Genomic DNA, 20,355 nt, shown 5'->3' on the forward strand with positions numbered 1-20,355 from the left:
TTATTACTTTACTTACAAATTTATACTCTTTTTCTATAACCTTTTAGATACACCCTTCACATTGCTCTAGATTCTACTATTCCCTCTAATGACAAAAAGCATGCCAAAAATCTTTTGGCATGCTTTGGGAAGTCCTTAATTTTTAATTAACAACATAGTGCTGATACTTTGCGTAATCTGCTGCTTTTACTTCAAGAGACAATAATGTCCCACCCTCTTCATAGGATGTATTAAAAACAGAGGCATTTTCATTTAAATAAGAGACAACGTTCCCTTGATCATAAGGTATTAACATGTCAACCGTTACATAATGCGAGAAGATGTGTTGACGAATTAATTGTATTAATTCTTCTAAACCAATCCCCTGCTTTGCTGAAATCCAAATATTATCTCCACTCACTACAGGGTATGGAACAGTTGCTATATCTGCTTTATTGTATACATAGATTGTGGGAATGTCCTCAACACCAACTGCTTTTAGTGTTTCGTTCGTCACATCCATCATAAATCCGTGCTCAGCATTTGAAACATCTACCACATGGAGTAAAAGGTCCGCATCTCGCGCCTCTTCCAAAGTGGAGCGAAATGCCTTCACTAAATGGTGAGGTAATTTACTCACAAAGCCTACAGTGTCTGTCAGTAAAAATGTCTTTTTATCAGGTAGTTCAATCTGACGTACAGAAGTTTCAAGAGTTGCAAAAAGCATATCCTTCTCAAAGACTTGTTTATGCTCTTCTTGTCCTATTTGTGTAAGCAGTTGATTCATAATCGTTGATTTTCCAGCATTTGTATAGCCAACAATCGATACAACTGGAAGAGCGTTTTTACGACGCTGTTTACGCTGCGTTTCTCGCTGCTCCTTCACGTGCTCAAGATCCTTTTTAATTTTAGCAATTTGATCTTCAATTTTTCGTCGATCCAGTTCCAGCTTTGTTTCACCAGCACCACGGTTTTTAAAGCCTCCTCCAGTACCTCCACCCTGACGGCTTAAAGAGGCATGCAAACCCACTAAGCGAGGTAGCATATATTGAAGCTGTGCTAACTCCACCTGCATTTGGGCTTCACGTGTTTTTGCACGTCTTCCAAAAATATCTAAAATCAGCATTGTTCGATCAATGACCTTCGTTGCTAAATCACGCTCTAAATTACGGATTTGCGAAGGAGACAGTTCATCGTTAAATATAACAAGGTTTGCTTGTGCTTCTTCATAAAAATTTTTGATTTCTTCTATTTTACCTGTACCCACATAATGGGAAGGTGTTACACGTTCCAAATTTTGCGTGACCGTCCCAACCACTTCTACCCGCAAAGCCTCAGCTAAATTTTGTAACTCTTCCATAGAATAGTCAAAATGCTCGTCATTTCGTAAATTCACGCCAACTAGGATGGCCTTTTCAATTAATACATCAACTTCCTTAATTCTATCCATTAGAAACCTCCCACCAAAGCCCGATATCGCTACGATAAATTTTCTTCATCTTACCATAAAATACTCTATTTCGTATTTGAAGATCATTGTTAACCTTTCTAAAAAATGCGCCTCACGGAAAGGCGCATCTCAACTATTTTCTTTCTTCTTTTAGCAATGCTTCTGAGCGTGTGAACTCTTCTTCAATTTCTTTATTTGGTCTATATGTCAGCATACTGACAACAACCGCAACAATTAAACAAACAAGGAAGCCCGGAACAATTTCGTACAACGCACTTGATAAAGCATCTACTTTACCCCAAATAAACGCAGTTACAGCTCCTGTTACCATCCCACTAAGTGCTCCATAGTTCGTTAACTTTCTCCAATATAAAGAAAGTAAAATAACAGGTCCGAATGCGGCACCGAAACCTGCCCAAGCAAAGCCAACTAAGCTTAAGATGGAACTGTCTGGATTCCATGCTAGGATTGCTGCAATAATCGCAACAACTAATACAGCCATACGTCCCACAAAAACATAATGCTTATCGTCTGCTGTTTTATTAAATAATGCTTTATAAATATCTTCTACAAGTGCCGAAGAAGTTACAATTAATTGGGATGAAATTGTACTCATAACAGCTGCTAAAATAGCCGCCAGCATAATCCCTGCTATAAATGGATGGAATAAAATCTGTCCAAGTACAATAAATACTGTTTCAGCATCTTTTAGCTCTCCAGCATTTTGCTGATAATAAGCTACACCCACCAAGGCAGTTCCAATAGCTCCAAATAAGCTTAACATCATCCAGCCAATACCTATGCGTCGTGCTTGCTTCGTTTCTTTAACGGAACTAATCGCCATAAAGCGGACAATAATATGAGGCTGTCCAAAATAGCCTAATCCCCAAGCAACCGACGAAATGATCCCTGCTGCTGTCGCAGTGGCCGGTAATAAATTTAGAAGATCTGGATCAACAGATTTAATAGATGAAATGGTTTCACCTATACCACCTGTTACAAATAAACCAAATAGCGGTACAGTAATAAGTGCTAAAAACATGATAAGTCCCTGTAAAAAGTCTGTATAACTTACAGCTAAAAATCCACCAAATAATGTATAGGCAACTGTTACACCTGAAACGATTAATAGCCCTGTGTGATAATCATAGCCAAATGAGCTCTCAAAAAACTTGCCCCCTGCTACCATCCCTGACGATACATAAAATGTAAAGAATATGAGGATGATGATACCTGAAGCAATCCTAATAAGCTTTGTATGATCACGTAATCGATTATCCAAATAACTTGGAATAGTAATGGAATCATTTGTAACCTGTGTATATACCCGTAAACGCGGTGCCACAAGTAGCCAGTTTAGGTAAGCTCCTATTGTTAATCCAATTGCAATCCAAGCTTCCACAAGACCTGATAAAAATATCGCACCTGGTAAGCCCATTAGGAGCCAGCCAGACATATCCGCAGCACCCGCACTTAGCGCAGTAACCGCTGGACCTAAGGAACGACCGCCAAGCATATAATCTGTTAAATTCGAGGTTTTAACAAATGCATACCAGCCAATCGCTAGCATGGCGACCATATAAATAACAATCGCTAATAATTGATACATGTTATCCGACATATTTTCTCCTCCTTATTAATCCTTAGTATCACTAATTCAAAAAGAATTACTATATTTAAGATACCATGAATATACAATTCTACCTATAAATACTCGGAATTTTTATTAAATTAATTCCGAATACCAAAGTATCCATTGTCTATTATAAAATGTGTTAAACTAGTGCCATCTATTACACAATAAAGTAGGCGAAAATGTATGACATTTGAAGAAATGAAAGCTCTGCTCACTGAGCAAATTTTGCAACAACAGCTTGTGACAGCTACAATCAGTCAACCACGTATGAAATCAAACGAAATAAAACGAATAAAATTAAAACCATTAATGTTAAAGAATCAGTACCATATACAAATTGAATACCAATATGAACGGATTTTAAAACATGAAAATATTCTATTGGCTCATTTTCCTTCCAAGCTCGACGCGTTTTTTGAGGAGTATCGTCAAGCCCATATTGATTTCGTAGATGAGACGGTACAAGTGCAATTGTCAAAAAAGAACAAAGTCCTTTGGAAATCAGATAAAACGGCTTCACCTAAACAAGTCCATTTAAGCCATAATCGTAAAAAAAATTATTTACTATCTGATGATCAACCCTATCCATTTTTAATACGACTGGGGGTACAAACAGAAGAAGGAAAGGTTAAAAAACAAAAGTATGATAAATTTAAACAGATTAACCGCTTTATTGAGTTTATTGATGATGCCTTAACATACTTACCTCAGGATCGACAGGTACGGATATTAGATTTTGGCTCAGGTAAATCCTACTTAACCTTTGCTTTGTATCATTATTTAAAAATTGAAAAAGGCTTAGACATTCGTGTTACAGGTTTAGATTTAAAAAAAGAGGTTATTGAAGAATGCTCAAGAATAGCACAGGATCTAGGCTATGATCAGCTAGAATTTCTGGTAGGAGATATCAATGATTATAATGATGAAAGTGCTGTAGACATGGTAGTGACACTCCATGCATGCGATGTAGCAACAGATATGGCCTTGGCTCGTGCTGTGAAATGGGGAGCAAGTGTCATTCTAAGTGTGCCTTGCTGTCAGCATGAGTTAAATCGTCAATTAAATACACCTGCTCTCGATATTATGTTGCAACATGGACTTGTTCGAGAGCGATTTGCGGCACTTGCTACAGATGCTATTCGAGCTGAAATTTTATCGCTTGTTGGCTATGAAGCACAGCTTTTAGAGTTTATCGATATGGAGAATACACCTAAAAACATATTAATTCGAGCATATCAAACAGGTAAAAAACCAACTAAAGAACAACGTGCCAGCTATGAAGCCTTCTTAAATTTATTGAATGCAACGCCATTTTTAGCGAATGAGTTAAAAGAGTATTTATAACATACAGATGTACTTCTTTCCAAATAAAAGGCGATCCAACGTTGATTGGATCGCCTTTTTCATTATAACTCTTGTCGTAAAGCTTGAATAACATCGATTTTAGTTGCTTTGCGTGCTGGGCGATAACCTGAAATCATCGCTACACCAACACTAATGGCCGCTGCAATAATGACTAGTTGCCATGGGATAAGAGAAAATGTTATATCATTTGTTGCAAACGCTTCCTCCCCTGTTGCCGCCTTAAGAATTAATGGTAATGCTGCATTAGCCGCAAAGCTAATAGCATACGAGATGACAACAGCAATTAGCGTACCAAAAATACCGATAAATGTGCTTTCCATTAAAAATAACCGTTGAATAAGCTTTGGACTTGCCCCAATCGCCTTTAACACACCAATTTCGCGTGTCCGCTCTGTGACAGCCATTGTCATTGTATTAAAAATACCGATAGAAGCAATCAACACAGCAATTGTGCCTACAAAGATTAAGCCAATTTTTAATACAAGGAAAAATACATTCATTTGTTCTAATTGCTCCGTTACTGAAAATACACTATAGCCCTTATCTTTTAACTTCTCTAAAATCGGCTTAACGTTTTCTAAAGTATCCGCATAAATATTAAATTCGGAGTAAAACAGCTCATCCTCTGCCATGTTACTATCTGTAGATAAATTTTCAGCTAATACTGCCTTTTGCTCTTTATCCATATGAATAGCGTTATCAACCATCCAATCATAAGAAGGTTTCTCCATTACGCCAACAATTGTATAACTCATTTTTTGCGTTTCATCATTTGTACCCGTGTGGGGAACTAAGGACAGGTCTATGTTTTTTCCAAGCAAAGACTCTTTATAGCCCTCTTCACTGCCATCATAATACGTGCCCTCAGCTTCAGCCTTTTTACTTTTTTCCGCAATGACGTCACGTTCTGTATCATTCAATAATGTTTGAGCAAAATGATAGCCTACAACAATTTCATTAGATTTTGTTGGATAGCGGCCTTTTGCAAGCTTTCCATTTACCTGTTCAAAGTCCTGCATATCTGACAATATTAAATTAGAAGTTGTATCACGATCCTCAAAAAATGATTGAGCGGAGGCATTGACACTAATTGTTTCAAGCACTGTTTCTACATGTTCCATTTTTTTAATTTCTTGTACTTGTTCTTCAGTTAATTGCTTATCACCATATACTTGAATTTTTGTAACGGTTTCGTTTGAAAGAATTTCATTGCGTAAAGATTCCTGTAATCCAAAACCAACAGATGCTAGCACGATTAGAAAGGCACAGCCCATCGTTGCAGCCAGTATCGTCATAAACACACGCAGCTTATTTTTCTTGATATGTTGTGTTACAAAATCTAATTGATCCTTAAATAACATGTTAAGCTTCCTCCTTTACCAGTTCTCCATCGTACATGCGGAAGCGTCTATGTGCGATAGTAGCCACTTCTTCATCGTGTGTGATAATGACAAAAGTAAGCCCTAATTCACGATTTAAACTTTGAATAAGCAATAAGATATCCTGCTCGGTTTCTGAATCGAGACTCCCTGTTGGCTCATCTGCAAGTAATATGGGAGGATTCGTAATAAGGGCTCGTGCAATGCTGACACGCTGTTGCTGTCCACCTGACAATTCATTGGGATAATGGTCTGCTACTTCTGTCAAACCAACCTTATCCATTAATTTCTTTACTTTTTCTTTGCGCATAGCCTTACGCAAACCCTGTAGCTTTAAAGGTAATTCAATATTTTCGAAAGCCGTTAAACCAGGCATCAATTGAAAGTTTTGAAAAATAAAACCGAATTGACGTAAACGAAAGGCAGCACTTTCTGTTTCAGTTAGATGGGCTGTTTCCTTTCCATTTACTTTAATAGAGCCCTGTTCAGCCTTCATAAAACCAGCTAGAACTTGTAATAAGGTCGATTTTCCTGAGCCACTTTTGCCTACAATAGCAACAATTTCCCCTTTATTGACCTCGAAGTTCACGCCTTTCAATACAGGCACTTGCTTTTCCTTCCCTCGTTTTCCAATTAAAAATGTATGTTGTAAGTTTTCAACCTGAATCATTAGTTAATAAACGCTCCTTTCTTCTTCATTTTCCATTGTAGAAAACAATTCTTAATAAAGAGGGAGGATAAAAATGAAGATATTCTTAAGAATAAGAAGGTACTCTTCTGGTTATCAAACGAATTTACAATACCTTTACAATTCGGATGCGCTATTCATATTATCTTCTATCATTTTTCGTGTCTTAATCTGTACTAATAAGTCATCACGATAGAAGAATTTCCCGTTATCACAAGGTTTTATCTGTACTCATAAAAATAAATACAGCAGGATCATCTCACATTTTGTGAACGAATTGTATATTACAGCAATGTAAATTTTCGTGTCGAATAGTAAATTTTTATGTAGATAAATTAAAGATTTTGTTATGATAGTAAAGTTTAGAGGTCGATTAATTTATTTATATCCAGGAGGATTCGATTCACATGCTTAACTCAAAAAAACAAGACCCTTTCTTTATTGCATTGCATAAAATTGCTGAAAATATGAGAGAGGCTGTACATTACGCAAATGATTTTCGTATTAACAGTGTGGCTGACCTAAAAGAGATTAGCATTACAATGAAAAATTACGAAACTGCTGGTGATAAGCTTATTCATGAATTGATTGTCATGTTAAATAAATCATTCATGACACCAATTGAACGTGAGGATATTTTAGAGCTTGCCATTCGTATGGATGATGTTTTAGATGGAACAGAACACTGTATTGCACACTTTGAAATGTTTTCGCTCACTGAGATTGATGAATCTATGCGCATTTTCTTAGGGTTTATTTCGAAAAGTGCTGATGAAATAGTCAAAGCGACAGAAGAGTTAAAGAAAAAGAATCTAATTGGCATGCGTCCACACGCAATTCTTATTAAAGACTATGAACGTGAATGTGATGAGGTACAACGTACTTCTATTAAGAAGTTATTTTTAAATGAAAAGGATCCAATCCGCCTCATTAAATTTAAGGATATTTATGAACAACTTGAAGATATCGCTGATCATTGTCAAAACGTAGCAAATACTATGGAAACAATTATCATGCGTAACGCATAATTAGGAGATGGGCACTTTACAATGAACACAATCATTATATTAACCGTACTGGTCGTCATCTTTGCCCTAACATTTGACTTTATCAATGGCTTCCATGATACAGCAAATGCTATTGCAACTTCGGTTTCTACTAGAGCATTGCCGCCACGCACGGCAATCATTATGGCCGCAACGATGAACTTTATCGGTGCTATCACCTTTGTAGGAGTGGCAAAAGCTCTAACAAAAGATATTGTAGATCCTTTTGCTTTAAATGCTTTTGAAGGAGACACAACAGGCTCAGTCGTTATTTTAGCAGCATTAATTTCAGCTATAATTTGGAATTTGTTGACATGGTATTTCGGTATTCCCTCAAGCTCTTCACACACATTGATTGGGTCTATCGCTGGTGCTGCTATCGCATCCGCTGGTTTCAATGTGTTAAACTATAGCGGCTTTACTAAAATCATCATGGCGTTAGTGCTTTCACCCTTACTTGCTATTTGTGCAGGCTTTATCATGATGACACTTTTTAAATTATGGTTTAAAAATTTAAATTTATATCGAACGAATAAAGGTTTCCGTACAATGCAAATTTTTACTGCTGCCATCCAATCATTCACCCATGGTACAAATGATGCCCAAAAAGCAATGGGGATTATGACAATGGCGTTAATCGCTGGTGGCTTGCATACTGGAGATGAAATTCCTTTCTGGGTACGTGCTGCTGCAGCTACAGCAATGGGGCTAGGTACCTCAATTGGTGGTTATAAAATCATTAAAACGGTTGGCGGTAAGATCATGAAAATCCGCCCTGTGAATGGTGTTGCTGCAGATTTAGCTTCTGCTACTGTTATTTTTGGTGCTACGCTAATCCACTTACCGGTATCAACAACACATGTCATTTCTTCATCCATTATGGGTGTTGGTTCAGCACAGCGTGTACGTGGGGTGAACTGGGGCATGGCTCGAAAGATTGTTACTACTTGGGTGATTACGATGCCAATTTCAGCTGTTATGGCATCTGTTATATATTTTGTATTATCATTATTCTTTTAATAATAAGACTCCTGTCCAAAAAGTGGATGGGAGTCTTTACTTTGTCACACGACAAAATGTGACACATCCTTTACACTAATTGAAAAGGGGGATGTATAAACAACTATGAAAACTTTTTCAGCTTATATTACAGCACATGCGAAAGCAATCGTAGTCATATGGCTAATTATTTTTCTAGCAATGGCGTACTTTGCTTTACAGCTTCCAGGTAAACTTCAAGGTGATGGTTTTTTTGTCGAAGCAGATCATACCTATGTTACCAACGAGCTAGCAGAAAAATTTGATTTACCATCTAATACGATATTGGTTGTCTTTGATCCAGCTGATGATCAGAAAATTGAAGACACTTTAAAAAAATTAGATAGCAAAAAAGAGATTCATTCTATTCAATCACCTTTAGAAGACTCCTCTTTACGGAAAGATGGTATTGCCTATGCTATGGTTCACATAAAGAACGATGTAGAAAACCTTCCGGACATTGTTGAGGAATTCCGCTCATTAATTGAAAAAGACGGTGTTAGTATTACTGGAGGTCCTGTTATTTCTGCTGACATAAATACTGCTAGTCAAAAGGATTTAGCATCAGCTGAAGCCATTGGATTGCCAATTGCCATCGTGGTTCTCTTATTAGCGTTCGGTACAGTTGTTGCCTCTATTCTACCAATCATCATTGGTATTGTGACAGTGGTTACGGCCTTTGGTATGATGACGTTACTTAGTGCTAATGTAAATCTATCTATTTTCGTCTTAAATATTGTCCCGATGCTTGGGCTGGCTTTAAGTATTGATTTTGCGTTGCTGTTTATTAATCGTTACCGAGAAGAACGCGCACATACTTCTATTGCACAAGCTATTCAAACTGCTATTCAGACAGCAGGCCGTTCTATCATTTTCTCCGCAGTCTGTGTCATGATTGGCTTAGGTGCGATGATTGTCATTGATGTAGAAATTTTTCACAATATTGCGCTAGGAGGCACTATAGTCGTCCTGTTAGCCGTTCTTTCTGGCTTAACATTCCTTCCTGCCACCATGATGCTATTAGGAGATAAACTTAATAAATGGCGCTTAATACGCGTTAAACCAGGTGGAGCAAATCGTTGGCGCGGCTTTGCAGGTTTTGTCATGAAACATCCAATAGCTATAGTAATTTCAGCATTATTGTTACTAGGCATTGGCATGATCCCTTTAAAGGATATCCGATTAACCATACCACAGGTGGACTCCCTACCAACAAAATATGATGCACGTGTAGCATACGATAAATTAGATGAAACCTTTGGATTAGGTGAATCCTCTACATTATATTTGTTAGCTGAACGAAAAAATGGCTGGGAGGACACTGAGGGTAGAGAGCTAATTTATACGATTCAAGAAAAGCTATTACAGGACCCATTAGTGACTAATGTTTCAACTATATATACAGCTGCTAACATTCAAACACCAGAGGAGCTCTCTGCTTCTTTAGCTATTCCGCAGGTTGCAGAACAATTAAAGCCTGTTATAAGTACTTTTTCAAAGGATACACAGCTATTTGTCCCAATCACAATTGATGCAGCGGGTTCTTCCTCTACAGCTCAAAAATTTGCCCGAACATGGATGGACAAAGACTTAGGCGTAGATTTTAGACTTGGAGGACCAGCTAAATTCAACCAAGAAATTTTTGATGAAATTGCTAATAAAATTGTTTTGGCTATAGCGATTATTATCGTTTCCACATTCTTTATTTTAATGTTGGCATTCCGTTCTATCTTAATTCCGTTAAAGGCAATAATCATGAACATTATTGGGCTTTCATCCGCATTCGGTATACTCGTTTATATTTTCCAATATGGACATTTTGGTATTGAAGCAGGCTCCATTGTACTGATCATTCCAGTTATTGTTTTTTGTCTTGTATTTGGCTTAAGTATGGATTACGAAGTCTTTTTAATTTCTCGTATCCAAGAGGAATATTTAAAGGGCTCCGACAATACGCGTGCAACAATTGATGGCTTAACCTCTACTAGCCGAATAATTACATCGGCAGCGCTTATTATGATTGTTATTACAGGTGCGTTTGCTTTTACTGATGTGATGCCTGTGAAGCAAATTGGCGTTGGTATCGCCATTGCTGTTGCAATTGATGCAACGATTATTCGTCTTATGCTTGTGCCTAGTCTCATGAAGCTATTTGGCGACTGGAACTGGTGGCTTCCTTTCTCAAAGAAAAGTAAATAACATAATGAAAATCCACCTCCTTTTATAAGTGAGGTGGATTTTTCAATTAAGCATAGATGCTGTTATACCATTCTTTTGCTGCTTGAACTTCAGGCATTGTTAGTTGATGACCAAAATTAAACCATTTCGTCGTTACCGTTGCACCTGCAGTACTTAAAAGGGTTTCTAAATCCTCAGATTCCTGTGCTGTACACATCGGATCATTCGTACCCGCACCGATAAACACAGGTGTTGGAGAGAGCTGCGGTAATTCAATACCACGTCTTGGTACCATTGGATGATGTAAAATAGCTCCTGCTAACGCATCATCGTAGTGGAATAATAAGCTTGCTGCAATATTAGCACCATTCGAATACCCTATTGCTACAATTCGTTGGCGATCAAAGCCATATTGCTGTGCTGACGTCTGTAAAAATTCATAAAGTTCCTTTGTACGAAAGATTAAATCTTCCATATCAAAGACACCCTCCGCTAATCGGCGGAAAAATCGTGGCATTCCATGCTCAAGTACATTCCCGCGAACACTTAAAATATTAGCTGTTTCATCTATTTCTTTTGCCAGCCCAATAAGACTTTCCTCATTACCACCTGTACCATGTAGTAATAATAATGTCGGCTTCGTTTCGTCTGTACCTTTATAATAAATATGTTGCACTGACAGTCACCTCTCAATTATCTTGAATTCGAGATAATTGTAGCCTGTGGCAAAATTAAATTCAAGCTCTTTGACTTATTAATTTCACGATTTTCACGATTTGGCTGTTCTTCGTGATTTTTATAAAAATTAGTAATGGTATAAACTGAAAATAAACATGCCGCAATCACAACAACAATAACAATTCCCACTAATTTCTTTCCGTTCATCTATCATGATCCCCCGTATTTCTTATTTCTTTGTACGAAAGCCTTCTTCTAGTAAATATTCCTTTGCTGCCTCATACGTACCAAATGCCTCTTCAAGATTGTCTCCATGATACACGTTCCAAGAACGCTGCTCAAAAGCTAGCTGCAACTGACTACCATCTCGGCTATTCCAAATCTCTACAATTGGCTCCTGCTCTTCTACTTCTTCAGATAAATATTGGATAGCGTCTTCAATAATTTCACGAAGCTGTAGTTCATCATAATCGCGGATATTAACTAATCCTTTATCGTTAGCCTCATTCTCATAGCGCAATAAATCTCCCACAAAGACAAAGCCATTGCCATTTGGATGTAATTTCTCCACTACAATCGTCTTTTCGTAAAGACTGTCCATGTAATGATAATTTAGGCGCTTTAAAGAAATTTCTTTTTTTGTTAGCTCAGAAAACGATTCAATAATCGCTTGTTTTTGTTCAAATGTTAGCATATAAAAAATGCTCCTTTTCTTTACAATCTATCTAACAGTATAACTCATTTTTTCCTATTATATCGTGTCGTTTCTAAATCATTTTTGCACAAGAAAATAGGACAAGCTAATTTTATAGCTTATCCTATTTAAACTTATGAGGTTTGATTAAATATTTTTTCACGTGTGAATTTTATCACCTGTGCAACATACAATTCCCGATAAGGAACAAATTGTGCAGTACCAACTGGTCTGACAATTCTCACACGTTGACCATCTGGGAAATATTCATACCCTTCAATATTAAGCGTCGTCGTTTCCCCCAAGAAGAAAGCCTCCGCCTCATTTAGCCTCGCTCTTACTACACCTGATACTTCCTCATACTGCAAAGCAAAGGAATCCCAATCATGCTTGAAAGGATATATGTAGACATGGCAAAATTCATTGTCGATCATATTTTCAGAAACGATACTACAAGAGGTCATGCCCATTTTGACTACCTCATGGACATCAATATTGAGTCCCAATTCTTCTTTTACTTCTCGAATACCTGACTCTACAGTCTCAATCGCTAAAAGATGCCCTGCTGCTGTAATATCGAGCAACCCTGGATAATCCTTTTTCTGTGAACTACGTACTTGAAAATAAATATAGTCTTCATTGACAAGCCAGCAATGAAAAGTCTCATGCCAAAGCCCTTTTTCATGTACTTCCGCTCTCGTAGCTGTCCCAATTTGCTCATGCTGTTCATTAAATACCTTTACAATTTCTTGTTCCATTGTTTCGACTCCTATACTGACTTCGTCGCTTTTTTCTTAATCGCATTACGTTGATCATAAATATTGGATACGATAACCTTTAAGACTGCATAAAATGGTACAGCGATAATAATGCCAATAAAACCTGCTATATTACCTGCCGCTAAAATAATTGTAATAACGGTAAGGGGATGGATATCAAGTGATTTCCCCATGACATTCGGTGTAATAAAGTTGCTGTCTATTTGCTGAGCGACCAGCGTCACAACCGAAACCCACACCACTAAAATTGGATCTTGAATAACTGCCACAATCAGGGCTGGCGCAAAGGCAATCCAAGGCCCAATAAATGGAATCATATTCATAAAGAATGCAAAAATCACTAGTAATAGCGAATAGTCTAATCCGATAATTAAATAGCCTACATACATTATTAGTGCTAATAAAAAGCTAATTTGCAGTTGGCCCTGAATGTAGGTACGTAATACATCATCAATTTCACTTAACGTTTTCTTTACCCATTGCTGACGTTCACCACTGAAGTATTTATAGATGGATGGAGCAAACTTCTCATGATCCTTCAGCATAAAAATAAAGAAGAATGGAATTAAGATGGCTAATAACGACACAGATACAATGGATTGTAAAAAGGACACAAAACCTCTACTCGCCACTACTGCAATATCTTGTACTGAATTCGCCATTTTTTCGATAACATCATTTAATTGCTGAGGGAAGTTATCCTTATTTTGCGTTACATAGTCTGTTAGTTGCTGAATGCTCGTACTAATACTCGTACTAATCATAGGGGCATTCTTCACTAATTTATTGACCTGCTCGGCAATTGGGTTACCAATTATCCAGCCAAAAATACCTACCATTGCTATTAGTCCGAACACAATCGTCAATATACTTCCCCATCGAGGAAATCTACGTTTTTCTAAAAACCTCTGAATTGGCTCAGTTACATAATAGAGAACACCACCAAGTAGTAAAGGCACAAAAATGGCTTTTAAGATGATGACAAGTGGTGAAAAAATCCAATGAATTTCTATAAAATATTTAATGATTAGTAGTGTAAGTAGTACCCCTACTCCTACTTGAAACCAAACTTTCCTCGTCACTTTCATTCACTTCCTTTAAATGCAGTTACTGAAAATACTACTGATATATTAACCATTTCGCAAGTATCCTAGTATTTTTTTACAGAACCCCTCTGACAAACTAAAAAATTCGCTCACTTCCACACTAGTTATCGTGGAAGTGAAACGAATTTAAGTCATCAATTATAGAGAAGAATCATCTATTGAATTTAAGAATGTCTCAATTTCTCCTATAACCGATTCAACACAGCCATCCTCAAATGGTGAGATTAAACCTGCCTCTTTTACAAGCTTTGTAAAGGACATCGAGCCACCTAAACTACAAAGATGAATATAGTCTTTCCAAGCCGCTTCAAATTCTTCACGTGAACGTTTCCAGAATTGGAAGGCACAAATTTGCGCTAACGTATAATCAATGTAATAGAACGGACTTGCATAGATGTGGGCCTGACGTTGCCAAATGCCCCCAGCCTCTAGGTAGCTGTTATGATCATAGTCGCGATGTGGTAAATATGTTTCCTCAATTTTTTTCCATGCAGCTTTACGTTCAGCAGGTGTCATTGTAGGATTTTCATAAATAACATGCTGAAACTCATCTACTGCCACACCATATGGTAAGAATAAAAGACCACTACTTAAATGTGTAAATTTATATTTCTCTGTATCACCTTCAAAGAACAGCTCCATCCAAGGCCATGTGAAGAATTCCATACTCATCGAGTGAATTTCACAAGATTCGTAGGTTGGCCATAAATACTCAGGAATGCCTATGTTACGGCTTGAATAAACTTGGAAAGCATGTCCAGCTTCATGTGTTAATACATCGATGTCACCTGAAGTACCATTAAAGTTTGAGAAAATGAAAGGAGAATGATAGTTTTCAATAAACGTACAATAACCGCCACTTTCTTTCCCTTTCTTCGCTACAAGATCCATTAAGTCATGATCAATCATGAAATTGAAGAATTCTCCTGTTTCAGGTGAAAGCTCCTCATACATTTTTTTACCGTTTGCTACAATCCACTCAGGATTCCCTTTTGGCGTAGCATTACCTGATAAGAAGTTAAGTGCTTCATCATAAAATTTAAAATCTTCAATGCCAATTCGCTTTGCCTGACGCTCATATAGCTTCGTTGCAACAGGCACAATTAAATCACGAACCTGATCACGGAATTTTTTAACCATATCAGCATTGTAATCAATACGATTCATACGAATATAGCCTAGTTCAACATAGTTGTTATAGCCCAGTTTAATCGCAATTTCATGGCGTACCTTGACAAGTTCGTCATATAAACGATCGAATTCATCTTCATGCTTTGCAAAGAAGCCAAAACGAGCATCCGTTGCGGCCTTACGTGTTTCTCGATCCGTTGACTCTGCAAACGGACCAAGTTGAGCAAGCGTTAATGTTTCCCCGTTAAAGTCGATTTGTGCAGAAGCAACAAGCTTATTGTACTCAGAAACAAGTCTGTTTTCTTTTTGCATCAAATCAATAACTTCTGGTGAGAAGCCTTTAATTTGATAAGTTGCTAAATCAAATAATTGTTGACCCCATTTTTCTTCTAATTGCTCACGAAATGGTGAATCAATTAAAGCTTTATAATATTCCGTCGTTACTTCTTCTAGCTCAGGACCTACTTCATCGAAATAATCACGTTCTGCTTGATAAAATTCATCGTTCGTATCGATTGAAGCACGAATATACACTAAATTAGCCATTGTCGCAAAGTCATTACTAATTGCATTGTGCTTTTCTATGATATTACTTTGCTCGTCCATCGATTGTGCTTGTTTAAATTGCTCAATAAGTGCTAATTGCTGCTCTTTCATCGATGCCACATTTGGGCGGCTGTATTGATAATCTTTAAACGTTGTCATTAAAGTCCCCTCTTTCTGTCCTATACCCCGTAATATTTCTATTATATGCCAAATGGAATCTATTAAGAAACAATTATCTCTTTTCTGTTGTGATGATTTTTTGTGAGAAAGAAATGTAAAGGCGTTATTGTTTTAATAGCCCACAATATATGTTTTTAATAAGGCAGCTCTTTCTCTTATTCTTAATTTTGCTTCTACTGATTTTGGTGTTTTTGCTGATAGGACATCTACTTCAAAATCTAACGTTTCAGCAAGATATTTTGCACGTTTCAAATGAAAGTCATTTGAAACGATGGTAATTTTCTTTGTCTCTTCTGGTAATAATTCTTTAGAGAATACTAAATTTTCATAAGTAGACGTAGATTGATCTTCTATGATAATTCTCGTGGCATCGATGCCATGCTGTTCCAAATAGTCTTGCATTACAGATGCCTCTGTACGGTCTTCATCTGGCCCTTGTCCACCTGACACAATGACCTTAACATGTGGGTATTTTGTTAAGTATGGAACAGCCACCTCTAATCTACTTTTTAATGAAAGCGATGGTACACCACCTGGCCTTACTTTTGCTCCCAATATAATCATATAATCAGCTGAACCATTGGCATTTGGTTCTATACCCTGATCAAGTTCTCTTCCCAGCCAAATATAAAGAACGATTCCAATACCGATTAAAATAACACCAACTGTCACCAACCATCTTCTCACAAATCATTCCTCCTTTACCTTTTATTAACGATGGTAAAAAGAAAAGGATGCTTGTTAATCAAGCATCCTGAAAGATATTATCTCAATATAAATCGTTTAATAGACTCCTGTAAAGCAGATATTTCATCGGTTAAATCATTGGATGATTCGCTAACGAGTTGTATTGCGCGTTGTTGCTCATCTACAGATGCTGTTACCTCTTCAGACGCAGCAGCATTCTTTTCACTAATCATCGCAATACTTTCAATCGATTGCATAATATTATTCTTAGAGCTATTTAAATATTCTACACTATCCGTCGTATCGCCTATAATGGCTATGATTTTTTCAACAGCTAATTTAATTTCTTTAAAGGATGATTCTGTAACCATGACAGAATCATTTTGTTGACTTACAATGATATGGGTTTTCTGCATTTCATCATTGACTAAGTTTGTTTCACTTTCAATGCCTTTTAGCGTCGTGCGTACTAGCTCAGTTGCTACAGAGGTTTGATCAGCAAGTTTACGTACCTCTTCCGCGACAACTGCGAATCCTTTACCATGTTCACCCGCTCTTGCTGCTTCAATAGAGGCGTTAAGTGCAAGTAAATTTGTTTGATCTGAAATCTCCGTAATCGTCCCCACGATGCCTTCAATTTCACGTACCTTAACAATTAAGCTACCAAATACAGACTGAATATTCTGAACGAGATTTGAAGACTCCTGCGACTTATCCTTTAAGCTTTCTAGATTAACTAGGCCTTCTTCATTTGATTTTTTCATATGCTGTGAGGCATCTAACATTAATTCATTTTTATCATGCAATCCTTCAATTTGCTGCGCAAACTCGATAGCCGTTCTGTTTGTATCCTCTGCATCAGATGCTTGCTTGACTGCACCCTTGGATACTTCATTGATTGCTTTGACGATTTCATCACCATAGGCATTTGTCTCCTCAGCTACTGCAGTTAAGTTCGCTGAAGTTGATTGTATTTCTACAATCGCTTCCTCCACATCTGAAATAAGTGTTTTAAGTTGATGTACCATTTCATTAAAGCCATCATTTAACTGTCCTATTTCATCCGAGCGCTGTAAATGCTCAATTTCAACCGTTAAATTCCCTTTTGCTACTTCACGCACACGTTTAGATAATTTTTGAACTGGTAATGCAAGATGTCTTGATACAAGAATGACAACGATTGTCCCAATAATGATGGCACCTACTAATGTCAAACCAATTACTAGCAATAAAGAATTTGCCTCTGCATTAAAATCCTGCATATATGTACCTGATGCAATAATCCATCCCCAATGTGGATCTTTCTCAGAATAAATAATTTTATCCGCTAAGACATTCTGACCTGGTAGTTCAAATTCATATTGTGTAAAGCCACCACCATCAAGTGCCTTTTCAGTTACTTCTCGAATAAAGTAATTGCCACTGCTATCTTGGTCATTCCAAAGATTATCTCCTTCTCGTGTTGGATGTGTTGTTAATGTTCCCTTATCATCCAGCACATAAATATAGCCATATTCCCCTAAATCACCAGGATAATTAATCGGCCGTTTACCTTCGCTATCTTTCGGACCAAGAAATGCTTCTCGTACTCGTTCCTGTGCAACCTCTAATGGAATGTTACCTTTCTCAACACTTTCGTTTGCGAGCTCGATTAATTGCAAAGCAGATTCAACACTATTGTAAAGTACCTGCTCTCCTATATCCTCCATCCCATTCTTAGCCTTACCATAACTAACTATACCTATTATTAAACTTGGGATAATTAGTAGTGCCAATGATATAATAATCAATTTCCCCTGTATTGAACGTAAAAACTTCATACTTTAGCCCCCCTATTTTCTTCGTTCAACAATATATTACTTTATATTATGTTATGGTTTGGAAGTTTTCACAATGGGTAAAGCACAAATTATTTTCTAATTTCCCTTAATATGGTTCGTTTTAATACTTTCATGCTAACCTCTTGATATATTTTAATGGCCAAAAATTTATAAAAACTATTTCTCCACAAGACGTACACTTATAGAGAAATAGTTTTGTGCTTATCATAATTTAAATGTATTAATCGTTTCTATAACCTCTTTCGTTGTTTGATCTAATATGGTTACAACTTCATTTAATTCAGAAACCATCGTTACTTGTAAATCCGAGGCAGTTGCTACTTCCTTTGTTCCTCGCACACTATGCTTCGCAATAGCATTCATCTGCTCGGTAGTAGCTAATACTTCCTCAGAGCCTGCTGACATTTCTTCAATTACAGCAGAGTCATCTTGAATTTTATTATTCACCTCAAGGACAGAATGCAATATTTTCTCTAGACTTACGCCTATGTGTTGCACTGATTTATTGCCTGCCTGTACATCTATTGTACTGCTAGCCATCTCCTGTAATGCTCGATCAGTAATTTTCTTAAAGCTTTCTAAATGCATGTGTATTTCGTCAGCAGATGCTTTAGACATCTCTGCAAGTTTACGAACTTCATCTGCCACGACTGCAAAACCTTTACCAGCCTCTCCTGCTCTTGCTGCTTCAATTGCAGCATTTAAAGCCAGTAAGTTGGTTTGATCCGCTATACTTGTAATGATTTTCACCATCTCTTCAATTGATTGGAACTTATCACCCATTTCCTCGACATGATTAGCCGTACGTAAAACAGAAGATTCTACGTTTTGAATTTGGGATACAACTTCTTGAGAATGATTAACACTTGTTTCCACAAGTCCTGTCATGGCTGATGATGACTCTGCAATCTCTGAAGTTGTATCAGCCAGTCGTTGAATACCAATTGACATCTCATTCATAGTTAATACAACTTCTTGATTATTTTGCTGTTGTTGCTCACTACCAGCAGCAATTTCGATAATTCGATCTGCAATTTGAGCGTTTGATTCTTCCACATGTTGAGAAGTCTCATCAATTTTTTGAACAACATTTTGTAAAGCAAATGTGCGTTGTTGAATCGTATGGAAAGTTTCTTTTAATTTTTGTAGTGATTCTCTGAAGGATTGTGCAAATATTGTAATTTCATTTGCTCCTTTTAACTGAATTTTCTCCACTTCTATCGTTGCCTTAGCAATATCTCCTAGAGCAAAACTTTGTGCTGCAACACCGAGATGCGCTAAAGGTTTTAATGCTCCATTAATATAACGATATAAGATAAACATCACAATACCTGTTAAAGCTAATATGACAACAATTAATGCAGGTAAAATAGCCGTTAATACTGCATTCGTAACATTGCTTACCTCTGTTGCTTCTATATCGACCCCTACAAAGGCAACGATATTACCTGCCTCATCCTTTAATGGAACAGTACCTGACAAATAATCTCCAAAATCACTATGTAAAATATCAGAGTAGTAACTTCCAGTATTCTTTACCTTCTCAATATCCTTGTAGTATGTGGAAGAGGACTCATCCCCTATAGCTCCAGCATTTTCTTGATCATCTGCTGGCATACCGTCCACTAAAAAACGTACCTTTTTATCTTCCTGTGGTACTGCGAAGGTATAGGCATAAAGAACACCATTTATTTCACGTAACTCGTTGAGCTCTTCCCGAAGTCGCCAATATAACTCAGATTCTTTTGGTTCCCTTGAGAGCTGCTCATATTCATCTGCATTTAAATGTTTTGCAATATTCTCAGCAACTGCAACTGCCTGTGTTCCCATGGTTTTATTAACAGATGATTTTGCTGTGTAAATTGTTGTTATAACGAAAAAGGATAACAAAGCCACTAACATTACCAATGACATTAACACTATTTTATTGCTTAATTTGCCTGTCGCTCGCATA

General features: G+C 37.1%; 17 protein-coding genes. 4 read left to right on the forward strand and 13 right to left on the reverse strand.

The window, feature by feature from the left end; translation table 11 throughout:
• Positions 1–142 precede the first annotated feature (142 nt).
• Positions 143–1,429, reverse strand: a complete 1,287-nt coding sequence (hflX, locus tag CD31_RS17285) for a GTPase HflX (protein ID WP_016995391.1) — start codon at positions 1,427–1,429, stop codon at positions 143–145.
• 133 nt (positions 1,430–1,562) lie between these two features.
• Positions 1,563–3,050, reverse strand: a complete 1,488-nt coding sequence (gene putP, locus CD31_RS17290) for a sodium/proline symporter PutP (RefSeq protein ID WP_016995390.1) — start codon at positions 3,048–3,050, stop codon at positions 1,563–1,565.
• Positions 3,051–3,248: 198 nt separating this feature from the next.
• Here putP and CD31_RS17295 point away from each other — a divergent pair, with 198 nt between their 5' ends.
• Complete coding sequence (locus tag CD31_RS17295; protein ID WP_036079450.1) at positions 3,249–4,409, forward strand: class I SAM-dependent methyltransferase; 1,161 nt, start codon at positions 3,249–3,251, stop codon at positions 4,407–4,409.
• Between the two features lie 62 nt (positions 4,410–4,471).
• Here CD31_RS17295 and CD31_RS17300 read toward each other — a convergent pair whose 3' ends face one another.
• Entirely contained in the window at positions 4,472–5,791 is a 1,320-nt protein-coding gene (locus CD31_RS17300; protein WP_036079452.1) for an ABC transporter permease, read from the reverse strand.
• Position 5,792: 1 nt separating this feature from the next.
• A complete protein-coding gene (locus CD31_RS17305) occupies positions 5,793–6,479 on the reverse strand; it encodes an ABC transporter ATP-binding protein (RefSeq protein ID WP_004231931.1) in 687 nt (228 codons plus the stop codon).
• Between the two features lie 425 nt (positions 6,480–6,904).
• On the opposite strand from CD31_RS17305, the gene CD31_RS17310 reads away from it, so the two are divergent.
• From CD31_RS17310 to CD31_RS17320, 3 genes are all read left to right on the forward strand, one after another.
• On the forward strand, positions 6,905–7,525 hold the full coding sequence (locus CD31_RS17310) for a DUF47 domain-containing protein (protein WP_004231927.1): 621 nt from the start codon (positions 6,905–6,907) through the stop codon (positions 7,523–7,525).
• A gap of 21 nt (positions 7,526–7,546) precedes the next feature.
• Entirely contained in the window at positions 7,547–8,563 is a 1,017-nt protein-coding gene (locus tag CD31_RS17315; protein WP_036079454.1) for an inorganic phosphate transporter, read from the forward strand.
• Positions 8,564–8,668: 105 nt separating this feature from the next.
• Complete coding sequence (locus CD31_RS17320) at positions 8,669–10,780, forward strand: MMPL family transporter (protein ID WP_036079456.1); 2,112 nt, start codon at positions 8,669–8,671, stop codon at positions 10,778–10,780.
• Between the two features lie 46 nt (positions 10,781–10,826).
• Here CD31_RS17320 and CD31_RS17325 read toward each other — a convergent pair whose 3' ends face one another.
• The 9 genes from CD31_RS17325 to CD31_RS17365 all read right to left on the reverse strand — a co-directional run bounded on the left by CD31_RS17325 (position 10,827) and on the right by CD31_RS17365 (position 20,354).
• On the reverse strand, positions 10,827–11,435 hold the full coding sequence (locus CD31_RS17325; RefSeq protein ID WP_036079458.1) for an alpha/beta hydrolase: 609 nt from the start codon (positions 11,433–11,435) through the stop codon (positions 10,827–10,829).
• Between the two features lie 17 nt (positions 11,436–11,452).
• A complete protein-coding gene (locus CD31_RS17330; protein ID WP_004231917.1) occupies positions 11,453–11,644 on the reverse strand; it encodes a hypothetical protein in 192 nt (63 codons plus the stop codon).
• 22 nt (positions 11,645–11,666) lie between these two features.
• Positions 11,667–12,131 carry a hypothetical protein gene (locus CD31_RS17335; protein ID WP_036079460.1) on the reverse strand — a complete coding sequence of 155 codons (465 nt, stop codon included), beginning with the start codon at positions 12,129–12,131 and terminating at the stop codon, positions 11,667–11,669.
• Positions 12,132–12,265: 134 nt separating this feature from the next.
• A complete protein-coding gene (locus CD31_RS17340; RefSeq protein WP_036079462.1) occupies positions 12,266–12,889 on the reverse strand; it encodes an NUDIX hydrolase in 624 nt (207 codons plus the stop codon).
• Positions 12,890–12,900: 11 nt separating this feature from the next.
• Complete coding sequence (locus CD31_RS17345) at positions 12,901–13,998, reverse strand: AI-2E family transporter (RefSeq protein ID WP_176408490.1); 1,098 nt, start codon at positions 13,996–13,998, stop codon at positions 12,901–12,903.
• A 156-nt stretch (positions 13,999–14,154) separates the two neighbouring features.
• On the reverse strand, positions 14,155–15,852 hold the full coding sequence (locus CD31_RS17350; protein ID WP_036079466.1) for a M3 family oligoendopeptidase: 1,698 nt from the start codon (positions 15,850–15,852) through the stop codon (positions 14,155–14,157).
• A 132-nt stretch (positions 15,853–15,984) separates the two neighbouring features.
• On the reverse strand, positions 15,985–16,560 hold the full coding sequence (locus CD31_RS17355; protein WP_036079468.1) for a YdcF family protein: 576 nt from the start codon (positions 16,558–16,560) through the stop codon (positions 15,985–15,987).
• A gap of 77 nt (positions 16,561–16,637) precedes the next feature.
• Complete coding sequence (locus tag CD31_RS17360) at positions 16,638–18,380, reverse strand: methyl-accepting chemotaxis protein (protein ID WP_036079470.1); 1,743 nt, start codon at positions 18,378–18,380, stop codon at positions 16,638–16,640.
• A gap of 225 nt (positions 18,381–18,605) precedes the next feature.
• Positions 18,606–20,354, reverse strand: coding sequence for a methyl-accepting chemotaxis protein (locus tag CD31_RS17365; protein ID WP_036079472.1), 1,749 nt, complete (start codon positions 20,352–20,354; stop codon positions 18,606–18,608).
• Between the last annotated feature and the right edge of the window lies 1 nt (position 20,355).

Origin of the sequence: Lysinibacillus boronitolerans JCM 21713 = 10a = NBRC 103108 (assembly GCF_000772935.1) — a bacterium.
GTDB lineage: Bacteria > Bacillota > Bacilli > Bacillales_A > Planococcaceae > Lysinibacillus > Lysinibacillus boronitolerans.

Bases quoted from the DNA above. Each gene is read 5' to 3' on its own strand.
- CD31_RS17300 (WP_036079452.1), bottom strand. From the start codon at position 5,791: ATGTTATTTAAGGATCAATTAGATTTTGTAACACAACATATCAAGAAA.
- CD31_RS17360 (WP_036079470.1), bottom strand. From the start codon at position 18,380: ATGAAGTTTTTACGTTCAATACAGGGGAAATTGATTATTATATCATTG.
- putP (WP_016995390.1), bottom strand. From the start codon at position 3,050: ATGTCGGATAACATGTATCAATTATTAGCGATTGTTATTTATATGGTC.
- CD31_RS17330 (WP_004231917.1), bottom strand. From the start codon at position 11,644: ATGAACGGAAAGAAATTAGTGGGAATTGTTATTGTTGTTGTGATTGCG.
- CD31_RS17345 (WP_176408490.1), bottom strand. From the start codon at position 13,998: ATGAAAGTGACGAGGAAAGTTTGGTTTCAAGTAGGAGTAGGGGTACTA.
- CD31_RS17365 (WP_036079472.1), bottom strand. From the start codon at position 20,354: ATGCGAGCGACAGGCAAATTAAGCAATAAAATAGTGTTAATGTCATTG.
- CD31_RS17320 (WP_036079456.1), top strand. From the start codon at position 8,669: ATGAAAACTTTTTCAGCTTATATTACAGCACATGCGAAAGCAATCGTA.
- CD31_RS17335 (WP_036079460.1), bottom strand. From the start codon at position 12,131: ATGCTAACATTTGAACAAAAACAAGCGATTATTGAATCGTTTTCTGAG.
- CD31_RS17310 (WP_004231927.1), top strand. From the start codon at position 6,905: ATGCTTAACTCAAAAAAACAAGACCCTTTCTTTATTGCATTGCATAAA.
- CD31_RS17340 (WP_036079462.1), bottom strand. From the start codon at position 12,889: ATGGAACAAGAAATTGTAAAGGTATTTAATGAACAGCATGAGCAAATT.
- CD31_RS17315 (WP_036079454.1), top strand. From the start codon at position 7,547: ATGAACACAATCATTATATTAACCGTACTGGTCGTCATCTTTGCCCTA.
- hflX (WP_016995391.1), bottom strand. From the start codon at position 1,429: ATGGATAGAATTAAGGAAGTTGATGTATTAATTGAAAAGGCCATCCTA.
- CD31_RS17350 (WP_036079466.1), bottom strand. From the start codon at position 15,852: ATGACAACGTTTAAAGATTATCAATACAGCCGCCCAAATGTGGCATCG.
- CD31_RS17295 (WP_036079450.1), top strand. From the start codon at position 3,249: ATGACATTTGAAGAAATGAAAGCTCTGCTCACTGAGCAAATTTTGCAA.
- CD31_RS17305 (WP_004231931.1), bottom strand. From the start codon at position 6,479: ATGATTCAGGTTGAAAACTTACAACATACATTTTTAATTGGAAAACGA.